Here is a 23,960-nt window from a genome sequence, read left to right on the forward strand (position 1 = left end):
CGGCTGTTTCCGCGGCCGCTCAGGTGATCGCTGCGATCGTGGCGGCGGTGGCCGACGCCATCACCAGCGTCATGTCGCGGATCGCCTCGCGCACGCTGTCCCCCGCCCACTGCCCGTCCGCGACCTGCTCCATCCGCGGCGCGAGGTCCTTGGCGCGCCGCCCGGGGAACGCCGAGGCGTGCAGCTTCGAGGCGTGGACCAGGGCCACGAGCCCGGCGGTGCGCGTGTCCGGCTCGGCGCCGCCGAGCACGACCGCGTTCAGGCGCTCCCGCAGCTCCGCCTCGACCCGCGCGTCGGCCTCGGGGTAGCGGCGTACGGGGAAGAGCCCCATCGCCTTGCGCTTCTGCTCCACGAGCACGCCCCGCGCGACCAGCCGCTCGATGGTCGGGGCGATGACCTTTTCCTTCTCCTTCGTGAGCCAGTAGACGATGTGCCGCTTCCGCTCCGCACGGTTGCCGATCCAGCCGGGGAGGGCCGCAAGCGGCGCGTCGATCAGCGGCTCCCCGGTCGGGGTGGTGTCCACCATGACGATGAGCTTGTTGTCGATGGCGACGCGGCCCGCGAGCACCAGCTCCAGCAGGATCCCGCCGGCCACCGCCCAGGCCGCGGAATCCTTCTGGCCGGTGGCCCCGGAGTCGTCGTCCAGGGCCAGCAGCATGGCCTCTTCGGCCAAGGTGACCGCCGTGGGTTCCCCGTTCATGTTTCCCCCTTCACGGGCACGCGCCCCGTGCGCGCACCCGTACGTCGTGTACCGCTGTTTCTCCGTGTACCGCTGTTTCTCCGTGTACCGCTGTTTCTCCGTGTACCGCTGATCTTCGTATACCGCTGACTTCCCTCGCGCTGTCAAGCAGCACGTCTCAGGTCGTGAGCAGTACGCCCGCGTACGCCACCGACCCGACGAGCGCCCAGGAGGCCAGGCCCAGGGCGGCGAGGCGGGCGCCCGAGCGGGTCAGGGACGGGAAGTGGACGGCGGTGCCGAGGCCGAACAGGGCAGCTGTGAGAAGGAGTTCCTGGGCGGTGTCGGCGGCTTCGAGGACACCGGGGCCGAGGAGGCCGGTCGTGCGCAGCGCGACCATCGCCAGGAAGCCCGCGACGAACAGCGGCACGAGCGCGGGCCGCCGCCCCCGCGCATCGCCTTCGCCGCCCTGCGCATCGCCCTGCCCGCGCCGGTGGTGCAGGGCGAGGGCCACGCCCGCGACGAGGGGGGCGAGCATCGCGACCCGGATGAGCTTGACGAGGACGCCCTCGGTCAGGGCATCCGGTCCGGCGGTCTGGGCGGTGGCGACCACCTGGCCGACGTCGTGCACACTGGCGCCCACCCACCGCCCGAACTCCACGGCGTCCAGCCCCAACGGACCCTTCAGAAGCGGCAGTACGACGATGGCGAGCGTGCCGCAGAGTGTGACGAGGGCGACGGACGAGGCGACCTCCGCCTCGTGCCGCTCGTCGTCCTCGCCCTTACCGAGGACACCGGCGACGGCGCCGATCGCGGAGGCGCCGCAGATCGAGTAGCCGGTGGCCACGAGCAGCGACTGGTCGCGGGAGAGCCCGAGCCGCCGGCCGAGCCACTGGGTTCCGAAGAAGGTGGCCACGACGACGCCGAGCACCATCACCACGCTCTCCCAGCCGAGCGCGACCACGTCCCCCAGGCTCAGCTTCAGCCCGAGCAGCACGATCCCGGCCCGCATCAGCCGCTTCCCGGCCGTCGACAGACCGGGGCGCCCGGCGCCGCGTACGAACGGGCCGACGCGCGGCAGATGCGCCGCGACGACACCGAGCACGACGGCGGCGGTGAGCATCGGAACACCGGGCCACACCGCATGCACCGCGGCGGCGGCCGTGAGTCCGACGACGGCGAGCGCAAGCCCGGGCATGTTCCGCCCCACGGCCTGCGTCCTGGGAGCGCGCCTCTTCCGCGGGGTGGGGCGGAGAGCAGGGCGCTCGGGACCTATGAGAACCATGCTCACCAGCGTGCGCCGGGGAGGCGGGGCTCAGTAGAGGTGACCTGGAGGGGAGGTCATAGGTTGGCCTTATGGGTACGCCGCCTGGCCGGGGGGCATGCGCACGCCCTCGACCTGACTACTTGATCGTGTACTCGCACAGACCGGGCTTGCCCTGCCGGGCCGAAGTGCCGGGAGTCCGCCGGGACTTGTCCCGCCCTACTCACCCCTGACCGCACCCTCCTCGGCATCGAACCAGCCCTCCGACGAGAGCCCGCCGGTCCGCTCCGACCAGTGCCGCACCCACCCCGCGAACCCGGCCTCCCCCGTCGTATGCCCGAACTCGGCGCCGAACGGGGTCGCCCCGAACTCATCGATGCGCCAGACGTGCCCACGGCTCGGGCCGGTGACGATCAGGTGCCAGTACATGCCGCAGCCGTCGGTGCCCAGGACGACCGAACCGTCATTGAAGATCGGCTCCTCGTCGTCCTCCCAGAGCTCCTCGCCGTCCCCTTCGAACCGCACCGCCTTGGTCAGGGGAAAGGGGCGGGTCAGGTCTCGCCCGCCGGCCGGATCATCCCAGTCGTCCGGCTCCTCGGCCACGGGGACGAGCCCGTAGAACGGCGGGCCGGTCTCCTCGGCCGTTCCGTCGCATATCTCGGCCACGACCGTGCGGTACGGCTCGGGCAGCACGATGCCGCGCTCGGCCTCGAAGGCGTGCACGGCGGGCCAACGTCGACGGAACCGCAGCCAGAAAACAGGACGCACACACACATCAGCCTGAGGAATCCTCAATGCTCTGAAACTTCAGGACTTCCAGAACCTCACGCTTTGCGCTCAAGGTCGTTGCAGGATTATCGAGGGCTTCGCGCAGCAAGTGAATCCAATTATCGCGCACACCCCCCTCACTTACATTAATCAGTCGATTCACCATCCAAACCGCCAAAAGCGACGGCTTCCTGTTGATCGAATCCCGAAGGTGGACCTCATATTCGCCAGGCCACCGTTCCAAGGTATGGACCAGCGGTCCAGGATCCCCCAAGTCCGCTCCATCCAACCGCTCCATCAAGGCGAACATCAAAGGTGCAGCCAAACCGGGCCCGAAACGGTAAAGCTCTTCGCAAAGGGTATACAGCCTCTCCTCGCCATCAGCATCCACATTAGCCGGATCGAAATCAAGCGCCGTAAGTGAATTGATCTCGTCCGCGGTTTCCGCGAATTCCCTCATTCACACCTCACCCGTCAAAGCTAAGCCAGCGGAATCCGTGCTCAAGCAGCGGAGTCAACGTCCCGCGGTGGAGTGCGCCGAAGGCCACAACGGCATCGTCATCGTCCATGCTGGCCACCATGAGCAGCCCCGGGGCAGCAAAGAACTTCCAGCCCTCGTACGTAGGCATAAACGGGCTCAGTGGCACCGGGCGCAGCGTGGTCCACAACGGGTCGAGACGCGGCTTCGGCATGACGAAGGTCCTGGCCTGGAACGGTGCCGAGGCCAGGGCTTCGTAGAGGGTGAACTGGAGGAGGAATCGACTGAGAGGTTCCTCCTCCAAAATCGTCTCCGCATCCTCAAGGTATGGGTCCTCTGTGAGCCATACCTGAGGGTCGGGCCCACTCGATGCGTCTGGCACCCACGGGATGGACCAGTCCCTGCAGCCCTGATTCTCCACAGCGAAGACCAGACGCTCACCGCTTGGTCCGTGCTCACGTTTGGGCTGCTCCGGCACCCAGTCGGGGAATCCATGAAGAGCGGGGCGCAATCGGCCCAGGCGGTAGAACGCAGCGAGCGCCTCTGGGAGTTGGCCTACGATGCCCGGCGCGTTCTCCTCCTGAGCCGGCTCCGCCCCCTCCGCCGGAAACCAGCCGAGTACGAACAACTCCAGCGCCCGGAGCGGATCCGTGTCCACGAGATCGACCCAGTGCACGTCCGGAACGGGGCCGCAAGCAGGGACGGGTCGAACTACGTTCAGGACCGCGCGTGGCAGCGGCTCAAGGAGCTCCAGCTCCGCGTAATCGAATGTGGCGGGGTCCGACTTCCCCCTGCACCGGGCAAGGCCCAAGGGGAGGCAACCGCCCTCTACGCGCGCGAAGAGGCGGATGGGCAGCGGGGGCTCGAAGGTCAGCCGCGCATAGAGCCCTCGTCCGGTGCTCCCGCGTAGCAGGACCTTCTCGGAGTCCTGCACGCCGCCGGCTCCGGGATGGTCCCCGGACTCCACGATGACGACGGTCGCCTCCGACCCGACCCCGATGAGTGCCGATCCCATCTCATACCGGCAAAGCCCGGTCCCGGCAAGGATCAGGGCCTCCGCCTCCGTGATCACGGGCGCCAGCAGCTGCGTCATGCGATCACCCTATTCAGGGGCTCCGACACGCTGGGAGCGAGGTGCCCAGAGGAGGCCCTGGGCCACGATCAGCGGCAGCAGCCTCTGCGCGTAACCCGCAGATGAGCGAGTGTGCCCGGAACCGGACTCGAACCGGTACGCCCCCGAGGGGCAGCGAGGTTTAAGCTCGCCGTGTCTGCATTCCACCATCCGGGCGGGCCGCGGGATCGCTTGAGCGGAGTCCGAGCCTATCGGGACACATCCCCCGAACAGCGCAACGGCAGACTGATGTTGTCTTATTTTGTTGACGAGTGACGGGCCGTCAGAAGTGGGCGGTGGTCGAGTGCGCATGGTGTGTGCGGTGTGCGTGCGCCTCGTACAGGTGCACCGGTGTACGCAGGATTGACGGAAAGACGCCCCTCGGGCGGGTGATCGCGGGGACGCGGGGCTCAGGGTCGGCCGTCATCCCCAGGTATGACGGACGGGTGGTGCCGTCAACCTGAAGGCGGCGGGCAGAACCGGAGCTGCGGCTGACTTCACGCCGGTTTTACGCGGTGACGATGGAACAAGTCCGATCGGCAGGTCCGGCCGGGCCGTCCCGATCAGTCCCCGTCCCGTCAGGAGCCCACCCCCGTGACCACCACCCCCCTCGCCACCCAGGCCACCGCCGTAGCCGCCCGGGCCACCGAGCTGACCAAGGTCTACGGCCAGGGCGAGACCCAGGTGGTCGCCCTCGACAAGGTGAGCGTCGACTTCCGGCAGGCGCAGCTCACCGCGATCATGGGCCCCTCGGGGTCCGGCAAGTCGACCCTGATGCACTGCGTCGCCGGGCTGGACAGCTTCAGCAGCGGGTCCGTGCGCATCGGTGACACCGAGCTGGGGTCGCTGAAGGACAAGCAGCTGACCAAGCTGCGCCGGGACAAGATCGGGTTCATCTTCCAGGCGTTCAACCTGCTGCCGACCCTCACGGCGTACGAGAACATCACGCTCCCCATGGACATCGCGGGCCGCAAGCCCGACAAGCAGTGGGTGCAGCAGGTGATCGACATGGTCGGGCTCAAGGACCGGCTCTCCCACCGGCCGAGCCAGCTCTCCGGCGGCCAGCAGCAGCGCGTGGCCGTGGCCCGTGCGCTCGCGTCCAAGCCGGACATCATCTTCGGTGACGAGCCGACCGGAAACCTCGATTCGCGTTCGGGCGCCGAGGTGCTCGGGTTCCTGCGCAATTCCGTGCGCGAGCTCGGCCAGACCGTCGTGATGGTCACGCATGACCCGGTGGCGGCCGCGTACGCCGACCGTGTCGTCTTCCTCGCCGACGGACGCATCGTCGACGAGCTGTACGAGCCGACCGCCGACTCGGTGCTCGACCGCATGAAGCGGTTCGACGCCAAGGGCCGCACCAGCTGACCGACCAGCAGCCGCCAACTCCGTACAGAGACAAGAGACTTCACATGTTCCGTACAGCCTTGCGCAATGTGCTCGCGCACAAGGCCCGGCTGCTGATGACCGTGCTCGCCGTCATGCTCGGCGTGTCCTTCGTGTCCGGCACCCTGGTCTTCACCAACACGATCTCCGAAGCGTTCAAGAGCAGCTCCGCCAAGGGCTTCGACCATGTCGACGTCGCCATCCGCCCCGACGGCGGCGACAGCGACGACCTCGGCAAGGAGCCCGCGCTCACCCAGGCCACGCTCGACAAGGCCGCGCAGGTGCCCGGCGCCGCTTCCGCCCTCGGCTCGGTGAACGGCTTCGCCGCTCTCGCCGGCAAGGACGGCAAGCTGATCGGCTCCGGCTTCGCCGACACTCTCGGCGCCAACTACTACGCGGGCAAGGACGGCAAGGACCCGCGCTACCCGATCGAGGAGGGCCGCGCGCCGGCCTCGGAGAACGAGATCGCGCTCGACGCCAAGACCGCCGAGCGCACCGGGTACAAGGTCGGCGACACCGTCCGTATGTCCGTGGACGGTCCGGTGCTTCAGCCGAAGATCAGCGGCATCTTCTCCACCGATGACGGTGCCGTGTCGGCGGGCGCGAGCCTCGTCCTGTTCGACACGAAGACCGCGCAGGGCCTGTACGGCACGCTCGGAGAATTCTCCGAGATCGATGTGAAGGCCGCCGCCGGCACCTCGCAGGCCGCGCTGAAGGCCGAGATCGGCAAGGTCCTCCCGAAGGACGGTCTGGAGATCGAGACCGGCGGGCAGCTCGCGGACGAGCAGGCGAAGGACATCGCCGAGGGTACGAGCGCGATGCGCACGGGCATGCTCGCCTTCGCCGGTATCTCGCTGTTCGTCGGCATCTTCATCATCGCCAACACGTTCACGATGCTGGTCGCCCAGCGCACCAAGGAGCTCGCGCTGATGCGGGCCGTGGGTGCCTCGCGCCGCCAGGTGACGCGTTCGGTCCTCATCGAGGCGTTCGTCGTCGGCACCGTCGCCGGTGTCACGGGGCTGGCCGCCGGTATCGGAATCGGCGCCGGGCTGCGTTCCCTGCTCGGCTCGCTGGACATGCAGGTCCCCGACGGTCCGCTCCTCATCGGCACGAACACCGTGGTCGCCTCGCTGGTCGTGGGCATCGTCGTGACGATGCTGGCCGCATGGCTGCCCGGCCGCCGTGCCGCGAAGATCCCGCCGGTCGCGGCGATGAGCAGCGTCCACGCGACCGCGACCACCAAGTCCCTCGTGCTGCGCAACACGATCGGTTCGCTCTTCGCGGGCGCCGGCGTCGCCGGTGTCGTGGCGGGCTCCGGCCAGGGCCTCGACGGCAAGGCGCTCGTCGGCGGCGGTGCGGGTCTGCTCGTGATCGGCGTCTTCATCCTGACGCCGCTGCTCTCACGCCCGCTGATCGCGGCCGCCTCCCCGCTGATGCGTCTGTTCGGTGTCTCCGGCAAGCTCGCCCGCCAGAACTCCGTACGCAATCCGCGGCGCACCGCCGCGACCGCCTCGGCCCTGATGATCGGTCTGACCCTGATCACCGGCATGACCGTGATCGCCGGCAGCGTCCAGAAGGCCATCGACAAGATGGCCACGGACTCGCTCAAGGCCGACTACGTCGTGTCGATGGCCAACTTCACGCCGCTCAACCCCGAGGTCGAGAAGACCCTCGGCGAGCTGGACGAGGTCACGGCGTCCACGCCGCTGCGCAACTCGCAGTCGAAGGTGGACGGTTCGACGCAGTACCTGACGGGTGTGGACGCCAAGTCGGTGGACCAGCTGGTCAAGCTCGACTTCGACAAGGGGTCGCTGAAGGACATCGGCGGCACCTCGGTCGTCGTCGACAAGAAGCGCGCCGAGTCCGAGGGCTGGAAGCTCGGCTCGCAGCTCCCCGTCACGTATGCGGACGGGGAGAAGGGCTCGCTGAAGATCGGCGGCATCTACGAGGGCAACGAGATGATCCAGGGCATCCTCCTGGACAAGGACACCCTCGCGCCGCACCAGAAGCAGATCAGCGACATGCAGGTGTTCGTCAAGACGAAGGACGGCGCGTCCGACGCGGCGAAGGACCGGATCGAGAAGGCGCTCGGCTCCAACCCGGCCATCGCCGTCGACTCGAAGAAGGACGTCTCCGAGGACATCGCGGCCATGTTCACGCTGATGCTGAACATGCTCTACGGCCTGCTCGCCATGGCGGTCATCGTCGCCGTGCTCGGTGTGATCAACACCCTCGCGATGTCGGTGTTCGAACGCTCGCAGGAGATCGGCATGCTCCGCGCGATCGGCCTGGACCGCAAGGGCATCAAGCGCATGGTCCGGCTGGAATCCCTGGTGATCTCGCTGTTCGGCGGTGTGCTCGGCATCGGCCTCGGGGTGTTCTTCGGCTGGGCGGTCGGCGAGATGATCGCCAGCTCGATGTCGACGTACTCCCTGGTCCTGCCGTGGACCCGGATGGGCATCTTCCTCGGCCTCGCGGCGGTGGTCGGCATCCTCGCGGCGCTGTGGCCGGCGCGGCGGGCGGCGAAGATGAACATGCTGTCGGCCATCAAGGCCGAGTGACACGGCTCGTACGAAGGCGAGGGCCCGGTTTCCCGTTGCGGGGAGCCGGGCCCTCGGCCGTATACGGGGAGGGCTTGACCCTTACGCGGCGTCAGGCCCGATAGTCGGAGCCGTGGAAGAGCACTGGACTGTAGGACGGGTGGCCGCGCTGGCCGGTGTGAGCGTGCGGACCCTGCACCACTACGACCGGATCGGGCTCGTCCGGCCGTCGGCGCGGACCGCGGCCGGGTACCGGGCGTACGCGAGCGGCGATGTGGAGCGGCTGCGGGAGGTCCTCGCGTACCGGCGCCTCGGGTTCGGGCTGCGGGAGATCGCGGAGCTCGTCGGCGATCCGACTGCCGACGCGGTCGCGCATCTGCGGCGGCTGCGCGGTCTGCTGCTCGAACGGCGCGACCGCGCCGAGGCCATGGTGGCGGCCATCGACAAGGAGCTCGACGTGCGGGCGAAGGGACTGAAGGTGACGGCGGAGGAACAGCTCGGGATGCTCGGTGCACAACTGTACGAGGCGATCGGCGGCGCGTACACGGCGACGCGGCGGACCGAGCCGCGGATCGCCGCTCAGATATGGGACGCGCTCGGGGACGCGCAAACGGTCCTGAACGTCGGGGCCGGCACCGGCTCCTACGAGCCCGTGGACCGCGAGGTGACCGCGGTGGAGCCGTCGGCGGTCATGCGGGAGCAGCGGCCCGCCGGGGCGGCGCCGTGCGTGGCCGCCGCCGCGGAACAACTCCCTTTCGAGGACGGGTCCTTCGACGTGGCGATGGCCGTCTCGACCGTCCACCACTGGCAGGACCCGATCGCCGGGCTGCACGAGATGCGGCGGGTGGCGCGGCGCGTGGTGGTGCTGACCTTCGACACGGACGAGCCCGGCTGGCAGGACCGGTTCTGGCTCACCCGCGACTATCTGCCCGAGTTCGCCGGCGTCCTCGCGGAGTTCCCCTCGCTGGCCGGGATGAGTGAGGCGGCCGGCGCCCGCGCCGAGCCGGTGCCCGTCCCGTGGGACTGCGCCGACGGCCTGTTCGAGGCGTACTGGCGCCGCCCCGAGGCGTATCTGGAGGATCACGTGCGCCGTGCGTCGTCGGTGTGGACGAGGGTGGGGGCGCGGGCCGAGGAGCGGGCGGTACGCCGCCTCGGCGACGACCTCGCCTCCGGCCGGTGGGCCGAGCGCAACGCGGCGCTCACCGGGCTCGACGCGGCCGATCTGGGCCTTCGGCTGCTCGTGGGGTGAGGAGTGATCCGTATCTTCATGCGATGGGCACCGGGCGCCTTGCTGCTCGCGTCCGGCGCCCACCTCGCGTACGGGTCAGCCGGTCCACACGCGGGTGCGCAGGGGCAGTCCGGAGGCGCCGGAGCGGGCGGTGCGCACCGCGAGGACCTGGTTGACGCCGATGCGGTGGCGCTCGAAGGCCAGGGCGCTCGCCGCCATGTAGAGGCGCCAGACGCGGGCGCGGCCCGGTGAGGAGAGCCGGATGGCCTCGGGCCAGTCGGCCTCCAGGTTCGCGACCCACTTGCGCAGGGTCAGGGCGTAGTGCTCGCGGAGCGACTCCACGTCGCGCACCTCGAACCCGGCCGACTCCAGCTGCGTGACCGTCCGGCCGAGCGGGGCCAGCTCGCCGTCCGGGAAGACGTACCCGTCGATGAACGCGTCGAGGCTGTACTCCCCTTCGTCCTCCTGCGGGCGCCGCGCGATCTGATGGTTGAGCAGCCGACCGCCGGGCTTGAGCAGGGCGTGCAGGGTGCGTGCGTACGCCAGGTACTGCACGGAGCCGACATGCTCGGCCATCCCGATCGAGGCGATGGCGTCGTACGGTCCGTCGCTGACGTCGCGGTAGTCCTGGACGCGGATCTCCACCTGGCCGGTGAGGCCCGCGTCGGCGATGCGCTTCCTCGCGTACGCGGCCTGCTCGCGCGAGAGCGTGATGCCGACGACGTCCACGCCGTGCTCGCGGGCGGTGTGCAGGGCGAGGGAGCCCCAGCCGCAGCCGACGTCCAGAAGCCGCATCCCGGGTCTCAGGTCCAGCTTGCGCGCGACGAGTTCGAGCTTGTCGCGCTGGGCGTCCTCCAGGGTGCCGTCCTCGGTCCAGTAGGCGCACGAGTAGACCATCGACGGTCCCAGGACCAGGGCGTAGAAGTCGTTGCCCACGTCGTAGTGGTGACTGATCGCGCGGCGGTCGCGGATCTTCGTGTGCAGGGCGCCGGTGCGGCGGCGCACCTCTTCGCGCGGCGGGGGCGGCGGCGGGAACGGGCCCGCGAGGCGCACGAGTTCGCGTACGGCGGCGCGGGTGGCCCGGTCGCGCAGGGACGGGCCCGGCAGGTCGTCGCGCTCCCAGACGAGACCGGAGATCGCACCGAGCGCCTCGTACAGGTCGCCCTCGACGTCGATCTCCCCGGCCACCCAGGCGCGTGCGAGGCCCAACTCGCCCGGCCTGAACAGGATGCGGCGCAGGGCGCGGCGGTGGCGGACGACGAGGGTGGGGGTGTTCGGGGGGCCGTACTCGCTGCCGTCCCAGGCGCGCAGGCGCACCGGGAGCCCGGTACCCAGCAGCTGCTCGGCGAGTCCTGCCAGCCGCTGCGCGGCGTCCGCCATGGTGGATCACCTTCCCTGTCTCGGAACGGTTCCTCACCCACGTAAACACCGGCGACGCCGATTTCAAGCCCGGAGAGCCTATTGGAGTCCATGTGCCACGGCTCAGTGCTCCATCGCGGTGGCCTCTGCCGCCGGACGGCATGGGTCACCGGGAAGGGGCGGCCAGATCGACGTCAGACGGGCAGACCGACGCTGCGTCCGTCCGCCAGGACAGCGATCCACAGGGTCGTACCTACCACCGTATCCACCGAGAGAAGCACCGAGTACGAGCGGCCCCGAGCTACCCTTGTGATCGCTTTCCGGTGCGTCTGAAGGTAGGTCAGCGCGGCTCGCGTGGCGATGTCGCTGCTGCCCGCGCAGACCGTGACCGTGGGACCGCCCTCCTCGATCGCGAAGCCCGCGATGAGGCCGATCTCCCCGCTGTGGGCCGGGCCGCGGCCCGCGTAGAACTGTCGTGGGCTGCCGACGGTCAGCCGAAGCCCCCATTCGCCGTCCTGCAGCTCTGGAACTGCCTGGCACGCCGGGTGCTTGAGGGCGATGTCGGACAGATGGTTGTAGGCGGGGCCTCCGATCAGGAGCAGACTGCGCCCGCTGAGGCTGCCGGGCAGGGCCTTCAACGGCTCTGGCGCGGCCAGGGCGGGCTGCAGGTCCGCGATCGGCGGGCACATAACCGTGGCCTCGACCGGGCCCGATGAGCCGATGCGCGGTTCCTCCCGGCCAGAACGCCTGTGCCCAACCAGCCTGGCCAGCGGTGAGGAGAGCATCTCCCGCAGGGCCACGACGGCTTCGAACTCGTTGCGTGCCACGGCCTGGCCGACATAGCCGGTGCCGCGATGATTGCCCGCGGTGCCGCCGGGCTGGACGCGCAGGTCGGGCAGGACGATGAGGATCCGCCTATCCCCCTTGGCCCCCAGCAGGTGGGCCAGTCCCCTGTTCTGGTGCCTCAGCAGGCCGTAGCCTGCGCCGGTCGCCATCGCTGCGACCGTGAGGTCCGCCGCGACATTCTGCAGGATGTCCGTCAGCATGCGCCGAGTCCGATCACCATATGTCGCCCTCACGCCAGTCGATGGTCAGTTCACCGTTCGGATCGATCGCACTGTGGTCGGGCAGCAGGTACATGACGTCACCGCCGTTCGCACAGCTCTCCGCACGCTTGCCGTCCTTGAGGTGGAAGGTCCTGCCCGGCCACCTCTCCCAGCCCATCCGCCCGTAATAGCCGTACTTGCTGGCACCGAACGCCCCGATGTCGTACGCGTTCTTGACCTCCTGCGAAGCCAGCGCGAGCAGGCAGGTGCCCAGCCCAAGGTGTCGCAGGTCCGGTAGCGTGGCCATGGACTCTCCGTAGGCGCAACGCCATTGGAGTCCGCCCTGCTCCACCGTTCGTGGCACCAGCGCCGCGTGGGAAGCCAGCCGGCCTTCGTGGCGCAGCAGAAAGTGCGTACCACCTTGGCAGTGCTGCCAGGACGTCTCGTCATACCGGTGCGGGGCACCGTCCCTGCCTGGGCCGAACGCCTCGCGCAGCATGCCAAGGAGCTCTTCGCGCTCTTCGTCCGAGAGCGTTGATGTGACGCGTATCGAAAGGTCGATCGCCGTTGGACGGTCCACAAGACTCCCTCGGTCGGCTGCTCAGACAGCCGGATCCATGTGATATCGAACCGGTTCGAACAGTTCCGCGTACCGGCATCCGAAGCGTGTTCCGTGCAGGTACGCCCGTGCGGTGATGCCTTCCTCGCCCAATTGCGGCATGCGCGCCACCTGCGACGCGTGGTGCGCCAGCAGGGCGATCTTCTGCTTGATGTGATCGCTGATGTCCACCACGACTCCCCGCTCGAGCGGCGCCGAGCTGGGGGATTCGAAGAGCAGGAGGTTGCGGCAACGGCGGGCGGCCACCCGCACCGCATGGTGAGTGGCGGCATGATCCTGGTGCTGGTCGCGGGCGAGATGCGTGTAGACGATGTCCGGCTCACGCTCGCCTATCAGGTGCTCGAGACTGTCGATGAGCGGCAGGACCGGACCTAGATCACCGTCCGGCCGCTCCAGCATCTCCAACTCGGCCCCTATCTGGCCACAGGCACTGAGCTGTTCGGCCAGGCGTTGCGTGGGCGGTCCGCCCCGCGCCCCGTCGCTCAGCACGACCATCGTGACGGCGTCACCGGACTCGGCATGGCGCAACAGTGCACCCCCACAGCCGTATTCGATGTCGTCCGGGTGCGCACCGACAGCCATGATGTGACGACTCATCTGTCCTCCAGGAGGGAGCACTCGCCGGCACCCGGCATCCCTATGATCGGCGCATGGAACTCGTCATTGAAGAGCTCAAGGCCGAGGAACCTATGGCAGTTGCGTCACTGTCCGCACTGCTGCCCCAACTGGCTCCTGCCGCAACAAAGTTCGGAGTCAAGGAGCTCCGCGCCATCCTCGCTTGCGAGGCAACCACGCTGCTCGTGGCGAAGCGCGACGGACGAATCGTCGGCATGCTCACCTTAGTGCGGTTCCCACTCCCGAGCGGCGTGCGGGCATTCATCGAAGACGTCGTGGTCGACACGGGCGCCCGGGGCCAGGGCGTCGGAGAGGCACTCACACGTGAGGCGATCCGACTGGCCGGAGACTCGGGGGCCGTAACCGTCGATCTCAGTTCGCGGCCGTCGCGCGAGGCGGCGAACCGGCTGTACCGACGGATCGGCTTCGTGCCACGACAGTCGACCCTCTACCGCTACCCGCTCACGGACACCGATGTCTGAGGCGCCGGGACCGGTCCGGCGCCCTGTACCGACCGCCGAACCATTCCGGCATCACGTCCCCGACATGCCGAAGGGACCGTCCGCACCACGGATGGCGGACGGCCCCTTCGGGGGTGGTGCAGGTGGTGCTAGGAGGCCTTGGCCTTCTCGGACACCGAGGACGCGGTGGTCGCGGGGGTCTTCTCCGCGGCCGGCGGAGCCACCGGGGCGGGACGGGCCGCCTCGAAGAACTCCTCGCGCGGCGCCTCGAGGGCACCGAGGGAGACGACCTCGCGCTTGAGGAACATCGCGAGCGTCCAGTCCGCGAAGACGCGGATCTTGCGGTTGAACGTCGGCATCGCCATGCCGTGGTACGCGCGGTGCATGTACCAGGCGAGACGGCCCTTGAGCTTGATCTTCATCTTGCCCATGACGATCATCGCGACGCCCTTGTGGAGGCCGAGGCCCGCCACCGCACCCTTGTTGGCGTGCTTGTACTCCTTCTGCGGGAAGCCCCGCATACCGGAGATCACGTTGTCGCCGAGGACCTTCGCCTGACGCAGCGCGTGCTGGGCGTTCGGCGGGCACCAGGCGCCCTCGCCGACGGCGAGGTCCGGGACCTGGGCGTTGTCGCCCGCGGCCCAGATGTAGTCGCTGCCCTGGACCTGGAGGGTCGTCTGGGTGTCGACGTGGCCGCGCGGGCCGAGCGGCAGACCGAAGCGCTGCAGCGCCGGGTTGGGCTTGACGCCCGCGGTCCACACGATCGTGTTGGAGTCGACCTCGAGGCCGTTCTTCAGGACCACGTGGCCGTCGACGCAGGAGTCCATGGACGTCGAGAGGTAGATCTCGATGCCGCGGCTCTCCAGGTGCTCCTTGCCGTACTGGCCGAGCTTCGGCCCGACCTCGGGAAGGATCTTGTCCGCGGCGTCGACGAGCACGAAGCGCATGTCGTCACGCGAGACGTTGGTGTAGTACTTGGCCGCGTCGCGGGCCATGTCCTCGACCTCGCCGATCGTCTCGGCTCCGGCGAAGCCACCACCGACGAAGACGAAGGTCAGCGCCTTGCGGCGGACCTCCTCGTCCTGGGTGGAGTCGGCCTTGTCGAGCTGCTCGAGGACGTGGTTGCGCAGGCCGATGGCCTCCTCGATGCCCTTCATGCCGATGCCCTGCTCGGCGAGGCCGGGGATCGGGAAGGTACGGGAGACGGCGCCGAGCGCGATCACCAGGTAGTCGAAGGGCAGCTCGTACGCCTCGCCGACCAGCGGGGCGATCGAGGCGACCTTGCGGTCCTGGTCGATGGTGGTGACCCGGCCGGTGAGGACCTCTGCCTTGGGCAGCACGCGTCGCAGCGGGACGACGACGTGCCGAGGCGAGATGCTGCCGGCGGCGGCTTCGGGGAGGAAGGGCTGGTACGTCATGTACGACCGCGGGTCGACGACCGTGACGGTCGCTTCGCCGTAGCGCATCTTCTTGAGGATGCGCGCAGCTGCGTACAGGCCTACGTACCCGCCACCTACTACGAGGATCCTGGGACGCTCCGTGGTGCTCATGCCATCGAGTATCCACCCGGGTGGCGGGGGTCGCTCGTGCGCCCCTTCACAAGGTTGTTGATGCCCTCTGCTACACTGCGCGGCTCGCGTGACGCAGCTCATGGTCACGCAAGGGAACCATGGTGTACGGGAGAACGTTGTTCACCCCTATTGAGCTGGGTTTCCCGGGCTTCAAGGCACTGGACCACCGCCCGAGTTCACCGCCCGGCCAGCCCCGCGGAACGCCCCGGAATCAACCCGTGAGCAGCCGCGGCGTCCCCGATTCGGGCTCCCGGGCCGACTTGTTCACCCAAGGGGCGCCATTTCCTTGTGAAGAACTTCACGAAGTTCCTGTGGACCGCGGGCCGGAAGACCTCATTCCGGCCCGCGGCCATGGATTCAAAGGCGCTTGAGGGGACCGAGCAGGCTCTTACGCCACCGACAGCGCGATGCCGTCGAGGATGTCGTGCTCCGACACCAGGAGCTCGCGCGCGCCGGTCCGCTCCATGATCGCCAGCACGATCAGCGCGCCCGCACAGATCACGTCCACCCGGCCGGGGTGCATCACGGGGATCGCGGCGCGCTCGTCGTGGGTGGCGTGGATCAGCCGGTGCGTGACCGCCTTGACCTGGTCGTACGTGAGGACGGAGCGGTGGATCGCCGCCGAGTCGTACTCCGGCAGCTCCAGCGCGATCCCGGCGAGCGTGGTCACCGTGCCCGCCAGACCGATGTACACGTCGGCCTCGGTGAGCGGGACCGCCCCGGCCGCCGCGTCGAGCGCCTGCCCGATGTCGGCACGGACCGCCGCGATCTGCTCGTCGGTCAGGGGCTCACCGGTCAGGCCGTGGCGTTCCGTGAGCCGGACGCAGCCGATGTCGACGGAGCGCGCGGCGTCCACCGTCGCGCCCGCCGCGCTCTGCGAGCCGAGGACGAACTCCGTCGAGCCGCCGCCCACGTCGAAGACGAGGGTGCGCACCGGGCGGGCGTCCCCGTGCTCGCGCTGCGCGCTCGCCGCCCCCGCGAACGAGAGCTGCGCCTCCTCGTCACCGCTGATGACCTCGGGCTCCACGCCCAGGATGTCCAGGACGCCCCGTACGAAGTCGTCGCGGTTGGAGGCGTCGCGCGAGGCCGAGGTCGCCACGAAGCGGACCTTCTCGGCGCCCAACTCCTTGATGACCGCCGCGTATTCACGGCACGCGGCGAACGTGCGCTCCAGGGCCTCGGGCGCGAGCCGGCCCGTGCGGTCCACGCCCTGGCCCAGGCGCACGATCGTCATCCGCCGGTCCAGGTCGGTGAGTTCACCCGTCGCACCCGCGCCGGAGGCGCTGTCGGACACGGTCACGTCGGCGACCAGGAGGCGGATCGAGTTCGTGCCGCAGTCGACCGCGGCGACGCGGGTCACTCCGACTCCCCGTCGGCGAGGGTCACGCACGCACCCTTGCGCCACCACTCCGGCAGCATCGCGAGCGCCTCGTCGCCGAGCGGGTTCACACCCGGACCCGCGGCGAGCGAGTGGCCGACCAGGACGTGCAGACACTTCACGCGGTCCGGCATGCCGCCCGCCGACGGGAAGCCCTGGAGCACCTCGATCTCGTCGCGGCGCCGGATGTAGTCCTCGTGCGCCGCACGGTAGGCGGCGGCGAGCTCCGGGTCCGTCTTGAGACGCTCGGTCATCTCCTTCATCACGCCGTTCGCCTCCAGCGTGCCGATCGCCGAGGCGGCCTTCGGGCACGTCAGGTAGTACAGCGTCGGGAAGGGCGTGCCGTCGGGCAGCCGCGGCGCGGTCTCGACCACGTCGGGCTGGCCGCAGGGACAGCGGTGCGCGATGGCCCGCAGGCCGCGCGGCGGGCGCCCGAGCTGCTGCTTGAAGGCCTCGACGTCGGCGTCGGTGGGCTCGGTGCGCGGGGTGGAGGGCGGCGGGGTCTGCATGCCTGGTCTTTCGCTAGTGAAGAGGAACAACAGCGGTCGGGTCAGTCGTCGGCCTGGCCGGCCTGGTCCATCCTGTCGACGCCGTCGAAGAGGTTGACGTACCAGGCACGGTCGGCGGTGGCCTTGGTGTCCTTGCGGCGCTCGCGGGCCGCGGACGGGTCCACCACCGTGTAACCGGTCTCGCCGGGCCGCACCATGTGCAGCCGCTCGCGCGCCTGGCGCTCGACATAGGCCGGGTCCTGCCAGCGGGCCTTCTCGTCGCGCAGCCGCTCGGTCTCGGCCCGCTCCTCGTCGAGGAGGCGCTGCTGCTCGGCGATATCGGCGCGCTGGGCCACGTACTGCCTTATCGGATACGCGAGCGCCACGATCAGCGAGCACAGCACCAGCGCGAGGAGCGCGGCGCGGCCCGTGAGGCGGGAACGGCGGGCCTGGCGGCGGGTCTGGGAGCGGTAGACACGGGCGGCGGTCTGCTCGCCGAGCAGCCGGATACGGGTGGCGGTGGAGAACCGGTCCCGCTCCTTCGTGGCTCCCATGTCCTCGCCTCCCCGTACACGCCGACGTCCCCGCACACGGTACGGGACCGGGTGCGGGGACGCTTCGCTTCGCTACGCCTTTGCTCCTTGATTATTCCCTTGGATGCAAAGCCCGTACGACTGGCTAGTCGCGGCTATCCGGGGGTGCTCAGCCCTTGAAGCGCGGGAACGCGCTGCGGCCGGCGTACACCGCGGCGTCGTCGAGGATCTCCTCGATGCGCAGCAGCTGGTTGTACTTGGCGACGCGCTCGGAGCGGGCCGGGGCGCCGGTCTTGATCTGGCCGCAGTTGGTGGCGACGGCCAGATCGGCGATCGTGACGTCCTCGGTCTCGCCGGAGCGATGGGACATCATGCACTTGTAGCCGTTGTTCTGCGCGAGCGCGACGGCTTCCAGGGTCTCGGTGAGCGAACCGATCTGGTTCACCTTGACCAGGAGGGCGTTGGCGGAGCCCTCCTCGATGCCGCGGGCCAGACGCTCCGGGTTGGTGACGAAGAAGTCGTCGCCGACGATCTGGACCTTCTCGCCCAGCTTGTCGGTGAGAACCTTCCAGCCCGCCCAGTCGTCCTCGAACAGCGGGTCCTCGATGGAGACCAGCGGGAAGTCGGCGACGAGACCCTCGTAGTACTCGGTCATCTCGGCGGCCGAGAGGGACTTGCCCTCGAACTCGTACTTGCCGTCCTTGTAGAACTCGGAGGCGGCGACATCGAGCGCGAGCGCGATCTGCTGGCCGGGGATGTAACCGGCCTGCTTGATGGCCTCGACGATGAGGTCGAGGGCCTCGCGGTTGGAGCCCAGGTTCGGGGCGAAGCCGCCCTCGTCGCCGAGGCCGGTGGCCAGGCCCTTGCTCTTCAGCACGGACTTCAGCGTGTGGTAGACCTCGGTGCCCCAGCGCAGGGCCTCGGAGAAGGACTCCGCGCCGATCGGGGCGATCATGAACTCCTGGATGTCCACGTTGGAGTCGGCGTGCGACCCACCGTTGAGGATGTTCATCATCGGAACGGGCAGCAGGTGCGCGTTCGGGCCGCCCAGGTAGCGGAACAGCGGCAGGTCGCTGGCCTCGGAGGCGGCGTGGGCCACGGCGAGCGAGACGCCGAGGATGGCGTTGGCGCCGAGCGAGCCCTTGTTGTCGGTGGCGTCCAGGTCGATCATGGCCTGGTCGATGAGGCGCTGCTCGGTGGCGTCGTAGCCGACGAGCTCCGGGCCGAGCTGCTCGATGACGGCCAGGACGGCCTTCTCGACGCCCTTGCCCTGGTAGCGGTTGGCGTCTCCGTCGCGGAGCTCAACAGCCTCGAACGCACCGGTGGAGGCACCGGACGGAACAGCAGCACGACCCGTGCTGCCGTCGTCGAGGCCGACCTCGACCTCGACCGTGGGGTTACCTCGGGAGTCCAGGATTTCCCGGGCTACGACGACGTCGATGGACGGCACGAGCATCTCCTTCTGGGATGTGACGCAATATGTGACGCATGGGTGCAGGGTCTCTTTGGCCTTGCGACACGAGCCTAACCGCCTCTGAGGCATCGGCCAGCCGACCGCCCGTCCCCTGGGACGAAAAGAGGCCCGAAGGCCCGTATTACGGGGCAGAAGGGCCCTGTCCGTGAAAACAGACCCGCCCCGGCGCGCACGGGGGATGGCGCGCCGGGGCGGGAGCTTTGTGGGGGCATGGGGGGAATCGCCCGAGGTGGCCGGCTCACCGGGAGCCGGCCCGCCGGATCAGCTCAGGTGGAGCTGCTGACCCGGGTAGATGAAGTCCGCGTCCTCGACGATGTCGTCGTTCAGCTTGAAGAGCTTCTCCCAGCCGCCCTTGACGTCCTTCGCCTCGGCGATCTTCGAGAGGGTGTCACCGGCCTTCACCTTGTACTCGCCGTCACCCTTCTTGACCTTCTTGCCGGTCGGGGTCTCGACGGTGCGCTTGGAGCGGTCGGCCTTCGGGGCGGAGTCGCGCTGCGGGGCGGCCTCCTGCTTCGGGGCCTCCTGCTTCGGGGCCTCCTGCTTCGGGGCCTCCTGCTGGGGGGCGGCCTCGGCGGCGCCACCGCTGTACGTCGCGTTGGACAGGCCCACGCCACAGCTCGGCCAGGCGCCCTTGCCCTGGCCCGCGAGGACCTTCTCGGCGATGGCGATCTGCTGGTCCTTGGTCGCCTGGTCGGCGGTCGGCGCGTACGCGGTGCCGCCGTAGCCGGCCCAGGTGGAGGCCGAGAACTGGAGGCCGCCGTAGTAGCCGTTGCCCGTGTTGATCGACCAGTTGCCACCGGCCTCGCACTGCGCGACCTGGTCCCACTCGGAGGCGGTCGCGGCCGAGGCGGAGCCCGCGGTCATCAGCGGCGCGGCGACGGCGGCGCCGGCGACACCCGCCAGGGTGACGGCGCGGACGGCCTTCTCGCTCTTGGTCAGACGACGGTGCTTACCGGTGCCCTTGCCCGAAAACAGCATGGAGTTTCCCCTCACCGACGCCTGCGAGGTGAGCTGTCGGGTTCGGGTCCAGTGAGTACCCGGCGTCCGTCCTCCACGAGCAGCAGCTCGTAGATATCGGACACTTCACCCCAAGCCGGACCGGCGGTCTCTCAACCGCCGCTCACGGCACAAACCTTGGGTCCCCCGCTCCTGCCTACGGCGCATGACGCGACGACTGTTCCCGGGTGACCGCCGGCAGGATTCGGCGTGCGGTCGTCGGGGCCCGCCAGTGGCGAGCGGTCACGACCGTAAACAGGCAAACACCGGAAAGACAAAGAGAATCGGGGGACGTGAGACCCATCTCTCACTTCCCCCGAAGCTCCTTTATTACGGACATTCACGGCTGAACTGGCCTATGTCCGCACCCGTGTTACGCCGTCACTTCACTCCGAGATCAAGGTTCTGACCGGGCACGATGAAGTCCGGGTCATCCCCGATGACCAGGCGGTTGCCGCCGTAAAGGGCGGACCAGCCGCCGTCGACCTCCTGCTCGTCGGCGATGCCCCAGAGGCTGTCGCCGGGCCGCACGGTGTACGGATCGTCCGAGGCGCCCTTGTCGCGGCCCGAGGCGTCGTCACGCGAGGCGTGACGGCCGGAGGAGCCGCGCTCGGTGTCCGCGGAGTCGTCGGCGGCGCGGTCGCCACGGTGACGGCCGGAGGAGTCCTCGGACGAAGTGCCGGACTCGCCGCCGGAGTTGTCGGACTTGTCACTGCCGTCCGCCTCGCCGGTCGCGCCGGGAGTGGGCAGCTCGTCCGGAATGCCCAGATCATCCCCGGGGGTCTCGGTGGCGCCGCCCGCGGAACCGCCGGCGTTCCAGTCGCCGCCGCCGTAGGACGGGAAGAGGGGCAGCGTCGGAAGCGTCGTCGCCTCGGGAGCAGAGGGGTCGGCCGACTCGCCCTGCCCACCCCGCTCGCCCGAATCAGACGTATCGCCCTTACTCCCCTTATCGGCCTTACCCGACTCATCCGACTCACCCGAGCCATCCGAGTCATCACCGGACTTGGCCCGGTCGGACGCCTCGCTCCCACCACCCTGCTCGTCACCGGCGTCGGCGGACTCGTCCGCACCCGCCTGCCCGAGCCCGGCGACCGGCGCACACGTGGCCCAGGCCTGGACCCCCCGCGCATCCAGCGCCTTCTCGGCCACGGCTATCTGCTCGGAGCGGCTGGCCAGATCGGCGGTCGGCGCATAGTCGAGCCCGCCGAACTCCTCCCAGGTCGCCTGGTCGAACTGCAGCCCGCCGTAATACCCGTTGCCGAAGTTCGCACTCCACACGCCACCGCTCTCGCACTCGGCGAGCCGGTCCCACTGCGCGCCGTCGGCCGCGCTCGCACCCGACGCACCGAACAGCGGCAGCGCGAGTGCTGAGCCGGTCACTCCGGCTGCGACGACCAGGGCGGGAGCCTGGCGGGGGCGACGGTGACGACCGTTCCCGGAAAGCATGTGAACGCCTTTCGCGTGACTGCACTGCCTTGCCTGCACCGCCGTGACGACACCGCTGCGCCGACACTGCCGTGACAGTTGAGCTAAGCGGTGAACGTAGCCGCAATCGAACGTCAGTCACAAGTCGATGCAGCGCAGATCACGTGAAAGTCACAGTTTTGACAAGGCGTCAGTTACGAGCGGTCGTCAGCCCGTTACCGGTGGCGCGGTCTCCGGTGTGAACTCGACCGGAAGAGCCCGCAATCCACGCATGATGAGCCCCCCACGCCACCTCAAATCACCTGGTTCCCCCGCAAGCCGGAGATCCGGCAGCCGGGTCAGGAGCGTGGCGAGGGCCGCCTGGCCTTCGAGGCGGGCCAGGGGCGCGCCGAGGCAGTAGTGGATGCCGTGCCCGTATCCGAGGTGCTGGTTGTCGCGGCGGGCGAGGTCGAGGGTGTCGGGCGCGGTGAAGCGCTCGGGGTCGCGGTCGGCGGCGGCTAGGACGACGAGGACCGGGTCGCCGGCCGCGATCCGCTCCCCGCCGATGGTCAGCGGCTCGGTGGCGAAACGCCAGGTGGCGAGCTCCACCGGCCCGTCGTACCGCAGGAGTTCCTCGATACCGGTCTCCAGGAGGCCGCGCTCCCCCGCCGCCAGGGACTCCTGGAGGAGGGTGCGCTGTTCCGGATGCATGAGAAGTTGAAAGGTGCCATTACCGATCAAATTGACCGTAGTTTCGAAACCTGCGAACAACAAAATGAAAGCCATCGCTGCCGCTTCGTTCTCGGTCAGATGCTCGCCGTGGTCGCTCGCGCGGATCAGGCCCGAGAGCAAGTCCTCATCCGGGGAGGGGTGTTCGGGCAGCTCGGCGCGCTTGCGGTGGATCAGCTCGGCGAGATAGCCGCGCATCTTCTTCACCGAGCGGGCCACTCCCCCGCGCGGGCCGCCGCCATGCCGGATCATCATGCCCGCCCAGTCGCGGAAGTCGTCCTGGTCCTCGGCCGGTACGCCGAGCAGGTCGCAGATCGCGTAGATGGGGAGCGGGAAGGCGAACTCGTGGATCAGGTCCGCGCTGCCCTTCTGCGCGAAGCCGTCGATCAGGTGGTCCGTCAGCTCCTGCACGCGCGGGGCGAACGCGGCGACCCTGCGCGGGGTGAACGCCTTCGAGACGAGGCGCCGCAGCCGGGTGTGGTCCGGCGGGTCGATGTTGAGCAGATGGGTCATCAGGTCGGCTTTGCGTTCGCCGGGGATGCCCGTCCTGCCCTTCGCGTGCGAGGGCTCGTCGTGGTGGGCCGGGTTCTTGCTGAGCCGCTGGTCGGCGAGCGCCTGCTTGGCGTCGGCGTACCGGGTGACCAGCCACGCCTCCACCCCGCTGGGCAGCGTGGTGCGGTGCACGGGCGCGTGCTCGCGCAGCCAGGCGTAGGCGGGGTAGGGGTCGGTGGCGAACTCCCAGGTGAAGAGTTCCGGGGCAGGGCTGCCGGGGGTGATGTCCGGGGCGGTGCTCGGGGCGGTGCTCGGGTTGGTGCTGGTCACCCCTCGACCGTATCCGCCTCGCCGCTCCCCTTCTTTCCCGCCTCGACCGCGAGAATCGCATCCCTGTACACCCGCCCCGCCGCCCGCAGCGCCGTCTCCGGGTCGACTCCCTCGGACTCCGCGCGGACCGCGAGGGCGAGGAGGTCGTAGCCGAGGCCCGGGCCCTGGGGCAGGGGGACGTCGAGGGATGCCGTGCGGACGCGGGAGGCGAGTTTGGCGGCCAGGGCGAGGCCGGGCTGGCCCAGCGGGATGCCTTCCGTGACCGAGGTGCGCTGCTTCTCCTCGGCCTTCGTGCGGAGCCAGTGTGCCTTGACGTCCTCGGGGGTCCGCGCCGTGTCGTCGCCGAAGACGTGCGGGTGGCGGTGGATGAGCTTGGTGATGATCGTGGCCGCCACGTCGTCGATGTCGAAGGGTTCGTCCTCGTCCTCGGCGGCGATGCGGGCGTGGAAGACGACCTGGAGGAGGACGTCGCCGAGTTCCTCGCGGAGCTCGGTGCGGTCGCCGTCCTCGATGGCCTCGACGAGTTCGTAGGCCTCCTCGATGCCGTACTTGGCCAGGCCCTTGTGGGTCTGCTGCGAGGACCAGGGGCATTCGCGGCGGATGCGGTCCATGACCTGGACGAGGTCGAGGAGGCGGGCGCCGGGCAGGTCGTAGGAGCCGGGGAGGAGTTCGAGGTCGGGCATCTCCACACGGCCGGAGCCCGCGAGCCGGGCGAGACCGTCGGTAAGGCCCTGGTCGCCCTCGCCGCCCGCGATCACGACCACGGTGCGGCCGCCTGTGCACGCGGTCACGAGCTCCTCGGCGGTGGGCGCACCGGCCGCCACGGTGATGCCCGCCTCGCGCAGATACGGGAGGTGGGGGTGGGCGTCGTCCGCGCACAGGACCTGGTCGGCGGCGTGCAGGGTCTGCCAGGCCGGCCAGGAGAGCAGGCCGGGGGCCACGCGGTGGGTCGTGGTCAGCAGGATGATGCGGCCGGGGGCGTCGGGAGCGGCGGGAGCGTTCACGTCCGTCAACGTA

22 protein-coding genes, 1 tRNA gene and 1 riboswitch are annotated in these 23,960 nt (G+C 69.4%); of the genes, 4 read left to right on the forward strand and 19 right to left on the reverse strand.

Annotation, left to right across the window (positions count from 1 at the left end):
- Positions 1-19: 19 nt before the first annotated feature.
- The 6 genes from ACIBI4_RS13175 to ACIBI4_RS13200 form a co-directional block, all read right to left on the reverse strand.
- A complete protein-coding gene (locus ACIBI4_RS13175) occupies positions 20-700 on the reverse strand; it encodes a GPP34 family phosphoprotein (protein WP_399203872.1) in 681 nt (226 codons plus the stop codon).
- A gap of 157 nt (positions 701-857) precedes the next feature.
- Complete coding sequence (locus ACIBI4_RS13180; protein WP_399203873.1) at positions 858-1,961, reverse strand: YeiH family protein; 1,104 nt, start codon at positions 1,959-1,961, stop codon at positions 858-860.
- Between the two features lie 198 nt (positions 1,962-2,159).
- The gene (locus ACIBI4_RS13185) at positions 2,160-2,663 is read right to left on the reverse strand and encodes an SMI1/KNR4 family protein (RefSeq protein ID WP_399203874.1); all 504 of its coding nucleotides are present in this window, start codon (positions 2,661-2,663) and stop codon (positions 2,160-2,162) included.
- Between the two features lie 52 nt (positions 2,664-2,715).
- On the reverse strand, positions 2,716-3,168 hold the full coding sequence (locus tag ACIBI4_RS13190; RefSeq protein ID WP_399203875.1) for a hypothetical protein: 453 nt from the start codon (positions 3,166-3,168) through the stop codon (positions 2,716-2,718).
- Between the two features lie 7 nt (positions 3,169-3,175).
- A complete protein-coding gene (locus tag ACIBI4_RS13195; RefSeq protein WP_399203876.1) occupies positions 3,176-4,279 on the reverse strand; it encodes a hypothetical protein in 1,104 nt (367 codons plus the stop codon).
- Positions 4,280-4,391: 112 nt separating this feature from the next.
- A tRNA-Leu gene (locus tag ACIBI4_RS13200) sits at positions 4,392-4,474 on the reverse strand.
- Positions 4,475-4,891: 417 nt separating this feature from the next.
- Here ACIBI4_RS13200 and ACIBI4_RS13205 point away from each other — a divergent pair.
- The 3 genes from ACIBI4_RS13205 (at position 4,892) to ACIBI4_RS13215 (ending at position 9,469) form a co-directional block, all read left to right on the forward strand.
- Positions 4,892-5,662, forward strand: a complete 771-nt coding sequence (locus ACIBI4_RS13205) for an ABC transporter ATP-binding protein (protein WP_399203877.1) — start codon at positions 4,892-4,894, stop codon at positions 5,660-5,662.
- A gap of 44 nt (positions 5,663-5,706) precedes the next feature.
- Positions 5,707-8,241, forward strand: a complete 2,535-nt coding sequence (locus ACIBI4_RS13210; RefSeq protein ID WP_399203878.1) for an ABC transporter permease — start codon at positions 5,707-5,709, stop codon at positions 8,239-8,241.
- 112 nt (positions 8,242-8,353) lie between these two features.
- Positions 8,354-9,469, forward strand: a complete 1,116-nt coding sequence (locus tag ACIBI4_RS13215; protein WP_399203879.1) for a MerR family transcriptional regulator — start codon at positions 8,354-8,356, stop codon at positions 9,467-9,469.
- Between the two features lie 75 nt (positions 9,470-9,544).
- Here ACIBI4_RS13215 and ACIBI4_RS13220 read toward each other — a convergent pair whose 3' ends face one another.
- From ACIBI4_RS13220 to ACIBI4_RS13235, 4 genes are all read right to left on the reverse strand, one after another.
- Positions 9,545-10,828, reverse strand: a complete 1,284-nt coding sequence (locus tag ACIBI4_RS13220; protein ID WP_399203880.1) for a class I SAM-dependent methyltransferase — start codon at positions 10,826-10,828, stop codon at positions 9,545-9,547.
- A 173-nt stretch (positions 10,829-11,001) separates the two neighbouring features.
- Complete coding sequence (locus ACIBI4_RS13225) at positions 11,002-11,853, reverse strand: hypothetical protein (RefSeq protein WP_399203881.1); 852 nt, start codon at positions 11,851-11,853, stop codon at positions 11,002-11,004.
- Positions 11,854-11,866: 13 nt separating this feature from the next.
- Positions 11,867-12,433 (reverse strand): GNAT family N-acetyltransferase, encoded by a 567-nt coding sequence (locus ACIBI4_RS13230; protein ID WP_399203882.1) that lies wholly within the window; start codon positions 12,431-12,433, stop codon positions 11,867-11,869.
- 21 nt (positions 12,434-12,454) lie between these two features.
- Positions 12,455-13,069, reverse strand: coding sequence for a PIG-L deacetylase family protein (locus tag ACIBI4_RS13235; RefSeq protein ID WP_399203883.1), 615 nt, complete (start codon positions 13,067-13,069; stop codon positions 12,455-12,457).
- 53 nt (positions 13,070-13,122) lie between these two features.
- On the opposite strand from ACIBI4_RS13235, the gene ACIBI4_RS13240 reads away from it, so the two are divergent.
- On the forward strand, positions 13,123-13,569 hold the full coding sequence (locus ACIBI4_RS13240; protein ID WP_399203884.1) for a GNAT family N-acetyltransferase: 447 nt from the start codon (positions 13,123-13,125) through the stop codon (positions 13,567-13,569).
- A gap of 128 nt (positions 13,570-13,697) precedes the next feature.
- Here ACIBI4_RS13240 and ACIBI4_RS13245 read toward each other — a convergent pair whose 3' ends face one another.
- The 9 genes from ACIBI4_RS13245 to ACIBI4_RS13285 all read right to left on the reverse strand — a co-directional run bounded on the left by ACIBI4_RS13245 (position 13,698) and on the right by ACIBI4_RS13285 (position 23,947).
- On the reverse strand, positions 13,698-15,098 hold the full coding sequence (locus ACIBI4_RS13245) for an NAD(P)/FAD-dependent oxidoreductase (protein ID WP_399203885.1): 1,401 nt from the start codon (positions 15,096-15,098) through the stop codon (positions 13,698-13,700).
- A gap of 409 nt (positions 15,099-15,507) precedes the next feature.
- Positions 15,508-16,479, reverse strand: a complete 972-nt coding sequence (locus ACIBI4_RS13250) for an exopolyphosphatase (RefSeq protein ID WP_399203886.1) — start codon at positions 16,477-16,479, stop codon at positions 15,508-15,510.
- A complete protein-coding gene (locus tag ACIBI4_RS13255; RefSeq protein WP_399203887.1) occupies positions 16,476-17,006 on the reverse strand; it encodes a DUF501 domain-containing protein in 531 nt (176 codons plus the stop codon). Before ACIBI4_RS13255 ends, ACIBI4_RS13250 begins: the two co-directional genes overlap by 4 nt.
- 41 nt (positions 17,007-17,047) lie before the next feature.
- Complete coding sequence (locus ACIBI4_RS13260; RefSeq protein WP_399203888.1) at positions 17,048-17,539, reverse strand: septum formation initiator family protein; 492 nt, start codon at positions 17,537-17,539, stop codon at positions 17,048-17,050.
- 148 nt (positions 17,540-17,687) lie between these two features.
- On the reverse strand, positions 17,688-18,974 hold the full coding sequence (gene eno, locus ACIBI4_RS13265; protein ID WP_399203889.1) for a phosphopyruvate hydratase: 1,287 nt from the start codon (positions 18,972-18,974) through the stop codon (positions 17,688-17,690).
- A gap of 279 nt (positions 18,975-19,253) precedes the next feature.
- Positions 19,254-19,970, reverse strand: a complete 717-nt coding sequence (locus ACIBI4_RS13270; RefSeq protein ID WP_399203890.1) for a transglycosylase family protein — start codon at positions 19,968-19,970, stop codon at positions 19,254-19,256.
- A 3-nt stretch (positions 19,971-19,973) separates the two neighbouring features.
- Positions 19,974-20,163, reverse strand: a riboswitch (cyclic di-AMP (ydaO/yuaA leader).
- Between the two features lie 206 nt (positions 20,164-20,369).
- The gene (locus tag ACIBI4_RS13275) at positions 20,370-21,368 is read right to left on the reverse strand and encodes a transglycosylase family protein (RefSeq protein WP_399203891.1); all 999 of its coding nucleotides are present in this window, start codon (positions 21,366-21,368) and stop codon (positions 20,370-20,372) included.
- Between the two features lie 252 nt (positions 21,369-21,620).
- On the reverse strand, positions 21,621-22,943 hold the full coding sequence (locus ACIBI4_RS13280) for a cytochrome P450 (RefSeq protein ID WP_399203892.1): 1,323 nt from the start codon (positions 22,941-22,943) through the stop codon (positions 21,621-21,623).
- Positions 22,940-23,947, reverse strand: coding sequence for a nucleoside triphosphate pyrophosphohydrolase (locus ACIBI4_RS13285; RefSeq protein WP_399203893.1), 1,008 nt, complete (start codon positions 23,945-23,947; stop codon positions 22,940-22,942). Before ACIBI4_RS13285 ends, ACIBI4_RS13280 begins: the two co-directional genes overlap by 4 nt.
- Positions 23,948-23,960: the final 13 nt, after the last annotated feature.

This window comes from Streptomyces sp. NPDC050418, assembly GCF_044458745.1.
Classification (GTDB): Bacteria; Actinomycetota; Actinomycetes; order Streptomycetales; family Streptomycetaceae; genus Streptomyces.